The sequence below is a fragment of the Amnibacterium flavum genome (genome assembly GCF_003097495.1).
Taxonomy (GTDB): Bacteria; Actinomycetota; Actinomycetes; order Actinomycetales; family Microbacteriaceae; genus Naasia; species Naasia flava.
Window position 1 is genome coordinate 130,936 of record NZ_QEOP01000001.1, and the last position, 12,840, is coordinate 143,775.

Sequence of the window (12,840 nt, forward strand, 5' to 3'; positions counted from 1 at the left end):
TCTCCTAGATCCTGAAAGTCTTCTCGGCGGGAAGTAACCTGCGGTTACTTGCGGCCGGCCTTCTTCTTGCCGGCGACGGTGCGCTTCGGGCCCTTGCGGGTGCGAGCGTTCGTCTTGGTGCGCTGACCGTGGACCGGAAGACCACGACGGTGGCGGATGCCCTGGTAGCTGCCGATCTCGACCTTGCGGCGGATGTCGGCGGCGACCTCGCGTCGAAGGTCACCCTCGACTTTGTAGTTGCCCTCGATGAAGTCACGGAGCGCGACGAGCTGGTCGTCGGTGAGGTCCTTGACTCGGATCTCCCCGCTGATGCCGGTCTGCTTCAGCGTGTCGAGTGCGCGGGTACGGCCAACGCCGTAGATGTAGGTGAGTGCGACTTCCACGCGCTTATCGCGGGGAATGTCTACTCCAGCAAGACGTGCCATGTTTGGCAGCTCCTCGTTCGGATCGAGAGGTCTGAACCAGCTCCGGTGCCCGGGCCTCTCACCCGAGGTGTCCCCCGGCCCTCGTGGACCGGGATCTGAAGCTGATCGTGATGTCTATTCAGTTGTGGTGCGCAGGGTCTCGATGCGTCACGGCGAGCGCGCCGCGACTACTCGACCTGACGGCTGCGATGCTCGCGCACCGCGGCCGTCAACCCTGGCGCTGCTTGTGACGAGGGTTGTCGCAGATGACCATCACGTTGCCGTGGCGACGGATGACCTTGCACTTGTCACAGATGCGCTTGACGCTGGGGTTGACCTTCATTGTTCTTTCCTTCGCTGGCGTCGTACCCTTGCGGGCCGTTCCTTATGCAGCGATTCCTACTTGTAGCGGTAGACGATGCGGCCGCGGGTCAGGTCGTAAGGGCTGAGCTCCACGATCACCCGGTCCTCGGGGAGGATTCGGATGTAGTGCTGTCGCATCTTGCCCGAGATGTGGGCGAGAACTTTGTGTCCGTTCGTCAGTTCAACGCGGAACATCGCGTTGGGCAGAGCCTCGACGACAGAGCCCTCGATCTCGATTACGCCGTCCTTCTTGGCCATATCCTCACTTCATTACAGGCAGAGATCTGCTGGTCGTGCGGTTAGAGTGCGGTGCGCACCATATCGATCGGTTCTCGAACCATGGGGAACGAGACACCTCAGAAGGTCGAGGCGGACGTAGAAGTCGCCTAGCGCACCAACGGGATATCCTATGCGAATCTGCGGCGCGCCGCCACCCGGCGTGTCCGCCTGGAGCGTACGGTTCCGCCGTTCATCCGAGATCGCGCACGAAGTCCGCCGTCGAGTCGGCCGCAGACGACAGATGCTGCGCGGATGTCAGCCCTGTGAGCTTCACCCTCGGGCGGAAGTCGTGCTCGCCATCCTCGAGCCAGACGACCCTAACGGCGCCGGACAGCGGGTACCGGGCCACCTCTTCCGCGGTTCCGAGCGGGTCGCGCGTTCCCTGGACGATCAGCGCGGGTGTGGTCAGGCCCTCGAGATGGGCGACCCGCAGCTTCTCGGGGGCACCCGGCGGGTGGAAGGGGTAGCCCAAGCAGACGAGGCCCGACACCGTTCCTTCCGCCGCGAGCTCGTCGGCGACCATGCTGGCGACTCGACCGCCCATCGACTTGCCGCCGATCACGACAGGTGCGTGCGATCTCGAGACGAGCTCGGCGACGGCCTCGCGATATTCGTCGATCAGCTTCTCGGCCTTGGGAGGCGGCTTGCGCGCTCCCCCGCGTCGGGCCGCCATGTAGCCGAACTCGAACCTGGCGACCCGGATGCCGCGCTCTGCGAGGAGGCCGGTGACCGTCTCCATCCACGGCGAGTCCATCGGTGCACCGGCTCCGTGGGCGAGCACGAGGACGGGGCCATCCGCCGGTCCGGTCCACAGCAGGTCGACGCTCACGCGATCAGCCTAGACAGGCGTCAGATCAGGCGCTCGGGCTCGATGCCCAGACGCTCGCTCATCACCCTGACCGCGTCGGGGCTCTCGTCCACGAGCACGAATCGGCGGTCGAGCGCGCGCGCCGCGGCACCGGTCGTGCCGCTGCCGGCGAAGAAGTCGAGCACCCAATCGCCGGGCCTGCTGCTCGCGGCCACGATACGGCGCAGCACTCCGAGGGGCTTCTGCGTGGGGTAGCCGGTCTTCTCCTTGCCGGTCGGCGAGACGATCGTGTGCCACCAGACATCCGTGGGGAGCTTGCCGAGCGCCGCCTTCTCCGCTGTCACGAGTCCCGGCGCCATGTACGGCTCCCGGTCGACCTCGGCGCTGTCGAAGACGTAGTCCTCGGGGTTCTTCACGTAGACCAGGATGTTGTCGTGCTTGGCCGGCCAGCGGTCCTTGGCCCGTCCGCCGTAGTCGTAGGCCCAGATGATCTCGTTGAGGAACGAGTCCCGGCCGAAGAGTGCGTCGAGGAGGACCTTCGCGTAGTGGACCTCGCGGTAGTCGAGGTGCAGGTAGAGCGTGCCGTTGTCGGCGAGCAGTCGCCACGCCTCCACGAGTCGGGGTTCGAGGAACTCCCAGTACTCGGAGAACGTGTCGGCGTAGCGCAGGGTCGCGCCGCGGACCGTCTCGTAGCTGCGGCCTTTGAACCCGATCCGCGGCCCGTCCGCCGCGCGCACGGTGCGCATGCTGCGCCGCGCCTGCGTTTTTCCGGTGTTGAACGGCGGGTCGATGTAGATGAGCGGGAAGCTCGCATCCGGCAGCGTCTGGATGAAGGCCAGGTTGTCGGAGTGGACGATGAGGTCGGGACCATCCGGTCGCCAGATCCCGCCCGTCTCCGGGGAATCGGGCTGCAGCACGGTCACGTTCCCAGGCTAGGCGCGCGACCCGCGATCCCGGGACCGACGCCCCGCCACCACCCTCCCGCACCCGCACTTTCCCTCAGCAGGAGATCTCACCCCGCTCAGCAGGAGAAACCGGTCTGTCCCTCTCCCTCAGCAGGTAGAAATGCGCCCAGCAGGTTGAATCCGGCGAATTCCACCTGCTGACGGCATTTTCACCTGCCGAGGGAAGGGAACAGAGGGGTCTCGCCTGCTGAGCGAGAGGGACGGTCAGGAGTGGACGGCGCGGGCCGAGTCAGCGGTGCGGGCGGGCGGCCGCGACCACCGTTGCGACGGCGGGTGCCAGCGGATGCGCCGGCTCGAGGCCTGTCAGCTCCCGCACGAGCTCGGGCGTCTCCGTGTCGCTGCGCAGCAGCTCCTGCAGGGTCACGCTCTCGGGGTCGTCCGGGACGTCGAAGCGGACGGCCGACCCGATCGCCCGGACCAGGGCGTCGGCGGGCAGCCCGCGCTCGGAGAGTTCGGCTGCGGGGCCGACGAACCGCTCGTGCCGGCTGATCTTGCGCAACGGCGCCCGGCCGACGCGGATGACCGTGTCCGAGAGCTGCGGGTTGGCGAAGCGCGCGAGGTTCTTCTCGAGGTACGCCTCCTGCTGCTCCGGAGTGAAGTCGTGCTTGGCGACCAGCAGGGCCTTCGTCTCCTCGAGCACCGCCTTCACCTCGGCGAACACCTCGGGCATCTCGAGGGCATCGGCGAGAGTCTCGGCGCCGTGCGTGTAGCCGTGGTACGCGAGCGTCGCATGCCCCGTGTTCACGGTGAAGAGCTTGCGCTCGATGTAGGGCGTCAGGTCGTCGACGAACGTCGCCTCGGGGATGTCGGGGATGTCGTCACCGAACGGGCCCTGCTCGATGACCCACTCGAAGAAGTCCTCGACCGTGACGTCGAGCCCGGCGTCGTGAGCTTGGCCCGGCACGATCCGGTCGACGGCGGTGTTCGCGAAAACGCCCTTCGCGAGCACCGCGTCGCGCTCGTCGTCGCCCAGGATCGCCGAGATCTCGCCGCGGAGGGTGTCGGTCGCGCCGATCGCGTTCTCGCAGGCCATCACCCGCAGCGGTGGCAGATCCGCGTCGCGAGCGCGCAGTCCCGCGGCGATGACGGGGGCGATGAACTTGAGGATGCTCGGACCGACAGCCGTCGTCGCGACGTCGGCAGTGGCCAACTCGGCCACCACATCGGCCTCAGCGGTCCGACTGTTCAGCGCGCGGAACCGGTCCACGGTCCAGTCGCGGCCCTTCTCCCCCACCTCGTGCACCACGTACGAGTCGGCGGCGGCGAGCGCGTCGATCAGCTCGGCGTTCACATCCGCGAAGACGACCTCGTAACCCGAGTTGTGCAGGATGAGTCCGACGAATCCGCGACCGATGTTGCCGGCGCCGAAGTGGACAGCGGTGAGGGTGGCCACGCGTCAGTCCTCGTTGACGTCGCCGAGGAGCGTGTACACCTCTTGGGCGGACCCCGCATCGAGCAGCTTCTGCACCTCGTCCTCTTCGCTGAAGACGATCGCGAGCTTGGAGAGGATCTCGAGGTGCTCGTTGTTGAGACCCGCGATGCCGACGACGAAGCGGACCTCGTTGCCGTCCCAGTCGATGGGCTCGTCGTAGCGGATGATCGACAGCGCGGACGACTTGATCGAGTCCTTCGCGTCGTTCGTGCCGTGCGGGATGGCGAGGTAGTTCCCCATGTACGTCGACACGGTGTTCTCGCGGTCGAACATGGCGTCGACGTAGGCGGGTTCGACCGCGCCGGCTGCGACGAGGGCGGCACCGGCTTCGCGGATGGCGTCGTCGCGGGTGCGGGCGGTTCCGCCCAGGACGATCCGGTCGAGTTCGAGCACTGCCATGGGTCTCTCCCTAAAGATTGTTCGAAAGCTGTACGAGTGGCTGCGGGGAGCCGGATACCCGACTCCCCGCAGCCATCATTCCCCTCCGCGGCCGGAACCGCCTGAGGGTCCTACTTGTTCTGCTCGGCGACCAGCGTGACGACCTCGTCGTAACGCGGGCTGTTCATGAAGTTGTCCACCGAGACGTGCTGAGCGTGCGGCGCCCGCTGCTCGGCACGGGGCGTCAGCTCGCGCTGGGTGATGACCAGGTCGGCGCTGTCGTCGAGGGTGTCGATCGCCTTGTTGACGACGGTCACGCCTTCGATTCCGGCCTTCTTGATCTTGTTGCGCAGCACCGTGGCGCCCATCGCACTCGATCCCATGCCCGCGTCGCAGGCGAACACGATGTTCTGGACCTTCGTCGCGACCGCGGTCGAGGTGATGCCCGCCACCTCGGCATCGTCCTCGGCACGCTCGGCCTGTGCACCGAGACCCGAGAGGACGGAGCTCGACTTGCCCTTGGCGGCCTCGGTGCGAGCGACGGCGGCGGCGAGGTCGCCGGCACCCTCGCGCTCGAGGTCGCGCTTACGGCTGGCCCGCAGGATCACGGCGGCCACGACGAACGAGACGGCGGCCGAGAGCACGACCGACAGGATCACACCGACCATGCTGCCGAGGGGCGTCTGGATGAGGACGGCGATGATGCTTCCCGGGGAGGCGGGGGCTCGAAGACCGGAGCCGAACACCACGTTCGTGAAGACACCGGTCATGCCGCCCGCGATCGCCGCGAGGATCAGGATCGGCTTCGACAGCACGTACGGGAAGTAGATCTCGTGGATGCCGCCGATGAACTGGATGAGGATCGCGCCGGGAGCGCTGGAGCGGAACAGGCCGATGCCGAAGATCGCGAAGGCGAGCAGGATGCCGAGACCCGGACCGGGGTTCGCCTCGAGCAGGAACAGGATGGACTGTCCGTCCTCCTGCGCCTGGACCGTGCCGAGAGGCGTCAGCACGCCCTGGTTGATCGCGTTGTTGAGGAACAGCACCTTGCCGGGCTCGATGAAGAGGCTCACCAGGGGCAGCAGGCCGACGGAGACCAGGAAGTCGACGCCCTGCTCGAGCAGTCCGCTGAGGAACGTGACGGCCGGGGCGATTCCGAAGAAGCCGAGGATCGCGAGCAGCATGCCGAGGATTCCGGCGGAGAAGTTGTTGACGAGCATCTCGAAGCCGGCCTTGATCTTGCCGTCCCAGATGCGGTCGACCTGCTTCATCACCCATGCGGCGAGCGGGCCCATGATCATCGCGCCGAGGAACATCGGAATCGAGGATCCGACGATGACACCCATGGCTGCGATCGTTCCGACGACACCGCCGCGGACGCCGTAGACGAGGCGGCCACCGGTGTTGGCGATGAGCAGGGGCAGCAGGTAGGTGATCATCGGGCCGACCAGGGCGGCGAGCGGCTGCTCGGCTCCCTGGGTTCCGGCGATGAGGTTCCACCACCCGTCGGGGATGAAGATCGCCGTGATGAGGCCCCAGGCGATGAACGCCGCGATGTTCGGCAGGACCATGTTCGAAAGGAACGAGCCGAAGCGCTGAACGCCGACTCGGGCTCCGCCCCTCTTCGGTTCGACTGACGTCGCTGTCATGGGAGTGTCTCCTTGATTTCGTGAATGGTGGGTGGTGCGGGAAGGGTCAGTTGTGCAGTGCGAGAGCGGCGCGCACGGCCTCGCGCGCGCCCTTGGCGCTGTCCGCGCCGAGGGCTTCGGCGGCGAGCCGCTGAGCCTCCTCGCGCGTGTGCTGCGCGAGTTCGGCCCTCACATCGCCGATCGCCGAGGGCGACATCGAGAGCGAGGTCGCCCCGAGTCCGACGAGAACGACGGCGAGCAGCGGGTCCGCGGCAGCCTCACCGCAGATGCCGACGGGCTTGCCGAGCGCGGCGCCGGCGCGGCCGACCTCGGCGATCAGGGTCAGCACGGCGGGGTGCCACGGATCCTGGAACGACGAGACGGTGCCGAGCAGCCGATCGGCGGCGAGTGTGTACTGGGTGAGGTCGTTGGTGCCGATGCTCGCGAACGCCGCATCGCGGAGCACACGGTCGGCGAGGATCGCGGCCGACGGGACCTCGACCATGATGCCGGCGGTCTTGATGCCGATCTCGTTCGCGAGGTTCACGAACCAGGTCGTCTCCTCCGCGGTCGAGACCATCGGCGCCATGACCCACAGGTCGGCGTCGGTCTCGGACTCGGCGCGGACGAGTGCGGTGAGCTGGTCGCGGAGGATCTGCTCGGTCGCGCGGAGGGCGCGGAGGCCGCGCAGGCCGAGCGCCGGGTTCTCCTCCTTCGCGTCGTTGAGGAAGGAGAGCGGCTTGTCGGCGCCGGCGTCGAGTGCGCGCACGACGACCTTCTTGCCCGGGAAGCCGCGGAGGAGCTTCGAGTACTGCGCGTACTGGGCGGCGACGCTGGGGGCGGAGGTGGCGTCGAGGAAGAGGAACTCGGTGCGGAAGAGGCCGACGCCCTCGGCTCCCGCCTCGACGGCCTTCTCGATGCCGTCAACCGAACCGAGGTTCGCCAGCAGCGGGATGTGGGTGCCGTCGGCGAGACGCCCCGGACCGATCGGCACGTCGCCGCGCTTGTCCTGCGCGCCGATGGCCGCCTCGGCCGCGGCGAGGTCTTCGAGGGTGGGATCGACGACGATCTCGCCCGCACCCGCGTCGACGATCAGCAGATCGCCGTCGGCGAGACCGAGAGCGCCGCTGACGCCGACGATCGCGGTGATCGACTTCTCGCGGGCGAGGATCGCGGTGTGCGAGGTGGGTCCTCCGTCGCTCGTGACGACGGCGAGCACCTTGTCGAGGTCGAGCAGGGCGGTGTCGGCGGGCGCGAGGTCGCGGGCGACGAGAACGAACGGGGTGTCGCTCTCGGGCACACCCGGCGCCGCGACCCCGGTCAATCGCGCGATGATCCGCTGGGCGACGTCGTCGAGGTCGGCTGCGCGCTCGGCCATGTATCCGCCGAGGCCGACGAGCATCTCGCGGAAGCCGTCGAACGCCTCGAACACCGCGCGCTCGGCGGTGGCTCCGCCATCGATCTTCGAATCGATCTCGCTGCGGAGAGTCGGGTCGTCGGCCATCAGCGCCTGCGCCTCGAGCACCTCCTGCGCCTTGCCGCCGGACTTCTCGCCGCGCGCGCGGATGTCCTCGCCCGCGGCGGCGAGAGCGCCGGTGGCGCGCTCGCGTTCCGAGTCGGGGCCGATGGTGCTCGGCATGGTCGACGGCTCGGGCAGCGGATCGGGCATGCGCAGGACCGGCCCGACGACGATGCCGCGGCCGATCCCGATTCCGGTGAGGGTGGTCATGCTGCGTCGTGATCCGTGGTGAGCAGTTCGGTCAGCTCGTCGAGCAGGGCATCCGCGCCCTCGCCCTCGACCGCGATGACGACCTCGTCGCCGTGGTCGATGCCGAGGGAGATGACCCCGAGGATGCTGGCGGCGTTGACGCTCTTGGCGCCCTTGCGGACGGTGACGGGCACTCCTCCGCGTGCGGCGGCCTGGCTGAACAGGGCGGCGGGGCGGGCGTGCAGCCCGTGGGCTGATGCGACGACGACGGTGCGTTCTGGCACGGATTACTCCTTCGATTCGGTGAGGCTCGTGGTCTCACGGTAGGCAAGCGGACCGCGCGCGACGAGGTCGTGGACCGCGTGCACAGCGGACTCCGAGCCACCCGGACCATAGGCGTTCGCAGGGAGCACGACGACCGGCAGACCGCCGGCCTGGCGCTCGATCATCGGAAGCTCGGTCGCGAGCTGCGGGGCGACGAGGATGACGTCGGCGCCGCGCACTGCGGACGCGAGATCGGTGACGCTCGACACCGTGACGGTCAGTGAGGGGTCGCTCTCACGCATTCGGCGAGCGAGGAAGGTTCCCGATACGCCTGCGACGCACACCAGCGCGACAGTAGTCACGGGTCGCCTCCTCGCGGTCCGGGCCGATCAGGTTCCTTGCGTCTGTCAGTCTCGCCGCGGCGCGAGGCCGTCGCCAGCGAGTTCTCTTCCGCCGCCGCGGAAGCAGCCGTACGCGGCCGATTCCGCCTAGGTTGGTTGCGTTATGGCCGACAAGATCCCTCAGCTCCTCGAGCACCTCTCCCGTGCGGACGGCTGGGTGTCGGCGGGCGAACTCGCGGATCGTCTCGGCGTGAGCACGCGCACGGTCCGCAGCTACATCACCGCCGTGAAGTCGGCGGCCAGCCCGCTCGATGTCGTCGCCTCCTCCCCCAACGGGTACCGGCTGAACCACGACGAGTACGCGCGCTACACCGCCGGGGCCGCCGCGGCATCCGCGAGCCCCGACCGACCGCGCGAGCGGGTGAGCTATCTCATCAACCGCCTGGCTCAGTCGTCCGCCGGGCTCGACGTGCACGCGCTCGCGGGAGCGCTGTTCGTCAGCGACTCGACTCTCGAGAGCGATCTGCGCCGCGTGCGGTCCGCTGCCAAGGAGGCCGGTCTCGAGCTCGTCCGCGACGGATCCGAAGTGCGGCTCGACGGGCCGGAGGAAGCCCTTCGCCGGCTCATCAGCCGGGTGTTCCGCGAGGAGACCATGCATGGTCCCGTCGATGTGGCCCAGGTGCAGGCCGCGTTCGGGATCGGCGACCTGTCGGCGTTCAAGACCGACCTCATCACCCTCCTCGAGGACGAGGGCTACGCGGTGAACGAGTTCGGGCTCGATGGCGTCCTCGTCCACGCCGCGATCGCCGTCGAGCGCTCTCGAAGCGGTCACGGCCGGGCCCCCGAAGTCCGGAGCGCTCAGGACGGCCTCGAGGGTTCGCTCGCTCCCCTGGTGACCAAGCATCTCGGCGGTGAGCTGCCCGAAGGCGAGCTGACGGCTCTGGCGACGCTGCTCACGACCCGGGTCGGCACACGGATCCCCGCGGGCGAGGCGAGCGCACCGGATGCCGATACCCCGCCAGACGAGAACCTCGGCTATGTGCGCGGACTGCTCGGGCGGGCGGCACGGGAGTTCCTGGTGGAACTGGACGACCCCGGATTCTCCGCGCGCCTGTCGATGCACGTCGGCAATCTCGTGCGGCGGGCCCGCAACGGCCAGGCGACCAACAATCCGCTGACCCGGTCCATCAAGTCCGCTTACCCACTGACCTACGAGCTGGCCGTCTACCTGGCGAGCGAGATCCAACGCGAGTACTCGATCTCGGTCAGCGACGACGAGATCGCCTTCATCGCGCTGCACATCGGCGCCTACCTCGAACGTCACACCGGGCCCGCGGATGCGGTGACCTGCACGATCGTCAGCCCCGGCTACCACGACCTCGCGCAGCTCCTGCGCGACCGGCTCGAACGCGAGCTCGGGCGCGACATCCGCGTCGAGCAGGTGGTGAGCCGCACCGACCCGCAGCCCGAGCATCTGCAGAGCGAACTGATCGTCTCGTCGACACCCACGCTCGCGCGGACCGAGAACGTCGTGCTCGTGCAGCCCTTCCCGACCGAGGCCGACATCGATGCCGTGCGCGCCGCCGTTGCGCGGATCCGCCGCCATCGGCGCCGGGCGCGACTGAAGAGCGAGCTGCTGCTGTACTTCGACGAGCGGCTGTTCCTGCGCAACGTGTCAGCGCAGGACCCCGAGACGATGATCCGGGCCCTCGGCGAGCGGATCGTGCGGTTGGGGATCGCCGACGACAGCTACATCGACGGTGTCATCGAGCGGGAGGCGCTGTCATCGACCGCCTTCACGGAGCACCTCGCGGTGCCGCACTCGATGACGATGACCGCCCGACGGACCGCTATCGCGATCACCCTGAACGAGACGCCCATGCAGTGGGGCGAGAACCGGGTGAACGTCGTCGCGCTCGCGGCGTTCAGCGCCGACGACCGGGCCGCGTTCCAGACCGTGTTCGAGCAGTTCGTCGAGGTCTTCGCCGATCACGGCGACGTGCAGCGCCTGCTCCGCGGGTCCGAGGACTTCCCGTCGTTCATCGACGAGCTGGTCCACCTGATCGACTCCTGACCCGCCCCCCCTGACCTGGGCGTTCCGGGCGAGGTCGCACGTTGCGGCCGGCCCCGGACGCCGGAACGTGCGCGCAATCGCTCTGACCCGCCGTCGATAGCTCGGCCGGTCTGACTCCCCGATCCCGAGTCGCGTCCCGCGCGTCATACCGCCTCAGCGCGCACCGAAAGGTGATCGCTCGATCCGTCGCGCGTCCGTTCCGGCGCGTGGGGCCGGCCGGAACGTGCGCGCTCGCCCGGAACGCCCAGCCTGGGTCAGGCGGCCTTGAGGCCTCGCTGCGCCAGGGCGCCGAGGATGCGGCCGGTCACCACGTCGATGTCGCCGAGGCCGTCGACCTGCGTGAGCAGTCCGCGGTCCTCGTACAGGTCGAGGAGGGGCGCGGTCTGGCGCGCGTACAGCTCGAGGCGGTGACGGATCACATCCTCGGTGTCGTCGCTGCGGCCCTCGAGCGTCGCACGCTTGAGCAGGCGTGCAACCGTCTCATCGGTATCGGCGACCAGCTCGATGACCGCGTCGAGGTCGTGATCGTTGCGCGACAGCATCTCGTCGAGCTTCGCCGCCTGAGCAGGCGTGCGGGGATAGCCGTCGAGCAGGAAGCCGCCGTCGGCGTCGGTCCAGCTGAGTCGATCCGCCACGAGGTCGTTGGTGAGGTCGTCCGGTACGTACGAACCGCTGTCCATGAAGGACTTCACCTGCAGACCGAGCTCGGTCTCACCGCGCACGTTCTCGCGGAAGATGTCACCGGTCGAGATCGCCGGGATGCCGTAGGCGGCGGCGAGGCGCGAAGCCTGGGTGCCTTTGCCGGCACCCGGAGGGCCGACGATGAGCAGCCGCGCTCCAGGTGTCCGCATGCCGCTCACCGTAGCAGGCCCTCATAGTGCCGCTGCTGCAGCTGGGAGTCGATCTGCTTGACCGTCTCGAGGCCGACTCCGACGATGATCAGGATCGAGGCGCCGCCGAACGGGAAGTTCTGGTTGGCACCGATCCAGACGAACGCGATCAGCGGGATCAGGGCGATGAGGCCCAGGTAGATCGAGCCGGGCAGCGTCACGCGGGTGAGCACGTAGTCGAGGTACTCGGCGGTCGGTCGACCGGCACGGATGCCGGGGATGAAGCCGCCGTACTTCTTCATGTTGTCGGCGACCTCTTCGGGGTTGAAGGTGATCGCGACGTAGAAGTAGGTGAAGCCGACGATGAGCAGGAAGTACAGCGCCATGTAGAGCGGGTGGTCGCCCTGCACGAGGTAGTTGTTGATCCAGGTGACCCACGCCTGCGGCTCCTGGCCTGCGGCCGGCTGGTTGAACTGGGCGACCAGCGCAGGCAGGTAGAGCAGCGACGAGGCGAAGATGACCGGCACGACGCCCGCCATGTTGACCTTGATCGGGATGTAGGTGTTGTTGCCGCCGTAGGTGCGCCGACCGACCATGCGCTTGGCGTACTGGACGGGGATGCGCCGCTGGGACTGCTCGACGAACACGACGGCCGCCACGATGAGCAGACCGATCGCGATGACCAGCAGGAAGAGCTCGAAGCTCTGCGTGACGGCGATCGACCAGAGCGACGCGGGGAAGGTCGCGGCGATCGAGGTGAAGATGAGCAGCGACATGCCGTTGCCGACGCCGCGCTCGGTGATGAGCTCACCCATCCACATGATGAGGCCGGTGCCCGCCGTCATCGTGATGACGATGAGGAGGATCGCGTACCAGGCGTCGTTCGTGATGAGCTGCGTGCAGGCGGGCGAGCTGTTCTGCGGGAACAGCGCACCGCTGCGGGCGACCGTGATGAGCGTGGTCGACTGGAGTACACCGAGCGCGAGGGTGAGGTAGCGCGTGTACTGCGTGAGGCGCGCCTGGCCCGCCTGACCCTCCTTGTAGAGGGTCTCGAAGTGCGGGATGACCACGCGCAGCAGCTGCGTGATGATCGACGCCGTGATGTACGGCATGATCCCCAGCGCGAAGATCGACAGCTGCAGCAGTGCGCCACCGCTGAACAGGTTGACGAGCTCGTAGAGGCCCGACGTGCCCTGGTTCGACGCGAGGCACGACTGCACGTTCGCGAAGTCGACGAACGGGGCGGGGATGAAGGATCCCAGCCGGAAGAGCGCGACGATGCCGAGCGTGAAAGCGATCTTCCGACGCAGATCCGGTGTCCGGAAGATGCGTCCTATTGCCTTGAACACGCGGTAGTGCCTGCTTT

14 protein-coding genes are annotated in these 12,840 nt (G+C 68.0%); 1 reads left to right on the forward strand and 13 read right to left on the reverse strand.

Translation table 11 applies throughout. From position 1 onward, the window contains the following. Positions 1-44: 44 nt before the first annotated feature. The 11 genes from rpsM to DDQ50_RS00685 all read right to left on the reverse strand — a co-directional run bounded on the left by rpsM (position 45) and on the right by DDQ50_RS00685 (position 8,591). A complete protein-coding gene (gene rpsM / locus DDQ50_RS00635) occupies positions 45-425 on the reverse strand; it encodes a 30S ribosomal protein S13 (protein ID WP_116754811.1) in 381 nt (126 codons plus the stop codon). Between the two features lie 208 nt (positions 426-633). Beyond that, the gene (rpmJ, locus tag DDQ50_RS00640) at positions 634-747 is read right to left on the reverse strand and encodes a 50S ribosomal protein L36 (protein ID WP_116754812.1); all 114 of its coding nucleotides are present in this window, start codon (positions 745-747) and stop codon (positions 634-636) included. A gap of 56 nt (positions 748-803) precedes the next feature. Further along, the gene (gene infA / locus DDQ50_RS00645; protein ID WP_021759551.1) at positions 804-1,025 is read right to left on the reverse strand and encodes a translation initiation factor IF-1; all 222 of its coding nucleotides are present in this window, start codon (positions 1,023-1,025) and stop codon (positions 804-806) included. 211 nt (positions 1,026-1,236) lie between these two features. Further along, on the reverse strand, positions 1,237-1,875 hold the full coding sequence (locus DDQ50_RS00650; protein ID WP_116754813.1) for an alpha/beta fold hydrolase: 639 nt from the start codon (positions 1,873-1,875) through the stop codon (positions 1,237-1,239). Positions 1,876-1,895: 20 nt separating this feature from the next. Then, the gene (locus DDQ50_RS00655) at positions 1,896-2,777 is read right to left on the reverse strand and encodes a DNA-methyltransferase (RefSeq protein WP_240614188.1); all 882 of its coding nucleotides are present in this window, start codon (positions 2,775-2,777) and stop codon (positions 1,896-1,898) included. Between the two features lie 271 nt (positions 2,778-3,048). After that, a complete protein-coding gene (locus DDQ50_RS00660) occupies positions 3,049-4,212 on the reverse strand; it encodes a mannitol-1-phosphate 5-dehydrogenase (RefSeq protein ID WP_116754814.1) in 1,164 nt (387 codons plus the stop codon). Between the two features lie 3 nt (positions 4,213-4,215). Continuing rightward, a complete protein-coding gene (locus DDQ50_RS00665) occupies positions 4,216-4,650 on the reverse strand; it encodes a PTS mannitol transporter subunit IIA (RefSeq protein ID WP_116754815.1) in 435 nt (144 codons plus the stop codon). A gap of 110 nt (positions 4,651-4,760) precedes the next feature. Continuing rightward, positions 4,761-6,278, reverse strand: a complete 1,518-nt coding sequence (locus tag DDQ50_RS00670; RefSeq protein WP_116754816.1) for a PTS mannitol transporter subunit IIBC — start codon at positions 6,276-6,278, stop codon at positions 4,761-4,763. Between the two features lie 46 nt (positions 6,279-6,324). Next, the gene (gene ptsP / locus DDQ50_RS00675; RefSeq protein ID WP_116754817.1) at positions 6,325-7,986 is read right to left on the reverse strand and encodes a phosphoenolpyruvate--protein phosphotransferase; all 1,662 of its coding nucleotides are present in this window, start codon (positions 7,984-7,986) and stop codon (positions 6,325-6,327) included. Then, entirely contained in the window at positions 7,983-8,249 is a 267-nt protein-coding gene (locus DDQ50_RS00680; RefSeq protein ID WP_116754818.1) for an HPr family phosphocarrier protein, read from the reverse strand. Before DDQ50_RS00680 ends, ptsP begins: the two co-directional genes overlap by 4 nt. Before the next feature lie 3 nt (positions 8,250-8,252). Next, a complete protein-coding gene (locus DDQ50_RS00685; RefSeq protein WP_116754819.1) occupies positions 8,253-8,591 on the reverse strand; it encodes a PTS sugar transporter subunit IIB in 339 nt (112 codons plus the stop codon). Between the two features lie 142 nt (positions 8,592-8,733). Between DDQ50_RS00685 and DDQ50_RS00690 the strand changes: the two genes are divergently transcribed. Continuing rightward, positions 8,734-10,644 carry a BglG family transcription antiterminator gene (locus DDQ50_RS00690; protein ID WP_116754820.1) on the forward strand — a complete coding sequence of 637 codons (1,911 nt, stop codon included), beginning with the start codon at positions 8,734-8,736 and terminating at the stop codon, positions 10,642-10,644. Between the two features lie 254 nt (positions 10,645-10,898). On the opposite strand, the gene DDQ50_RS00695 is transcribed toward DDQ50_RS00690, so the two are convergent. Beyond that, positions 10,899-11,495, reverse strand: a complete 597-nt coding sequence (locus tag DDQ50_RS00695; RefSeq protein ID WP_116756015.1) for an adenylate kinase — start codon at positions 11,493-11,495, stop codon at positions 10,899-10,901. A 5-nt stretch (positions 11,496-11,500) separates the two neighbouring features. After that, a complete protein-coding gene (secY, locus tag DDQ50_RS00700) occupies positions 11,501-12,823 on the reverse strand; it encodes a preprotein translocase subunit SecY (RefSeq protein ID WP_116754821.1) in 1,323 nt (440 codons plus the stop codon). Positions 12,824-12,840: the final 17 nt, after the last annotated feature.

Coding starts and splice junctions, on each gene's coding strand:
- rpsM (WP_116754811.1), bottom strand. CDS start 425: ATGGCACGTCTTGCTGGAGTAGACATTCCCCGCGATAAGCGCGTGGAA.
- rpmJ (WP_116754812.1), bottom strand. CDS start 747: ATGAAGGTCAACCCCAGCGTCAAGCGCATCTGTGACAAGTGCAAGGTC.
- infA (WP_021759551.1), bottom strand. CDS start 1,025: ATGGCCAAGAAGGACGGCGTAATCGAGATCGAGGGCTCTGTCGTCGAG.
- DDQ50_RS00665 (WP_116754815.1), bottom strand. CDS start 4,650: ATGGCAGTGCTCGAACTCGACCGGATCGTCCTGGGCGGAACCGCCCGC.
- DDQ50_RS00670 (WP_116754816.1), bottom strand. CDS start 6,278: ATGACAGCGACGTCAGTCGAACCGAAGAGGGGCGGAGCCCGAGTCGGC.
- ptsP (WP_116754817.1), bottom strand. CDS start 7,986: ATGACCACCCTCACCGGAATCGGGATCGGCCGCGGCATCGTCGTCGGG.
- DDQ50_RS00690 (WP_116754820.1), top strand. CDS start 8,734: ATGGCCGACAAGATCCCTCAGCTCCTCGAGCACCTCTCCCGTGCGGAC.
- DDQ50_RS00695 (WP_116756015.1), bottom strand. CDS start 11,495: ATGCGGACACCTGGAGCGCGGCTGCTCATCGTCGGCCCTCCGGGTGCC.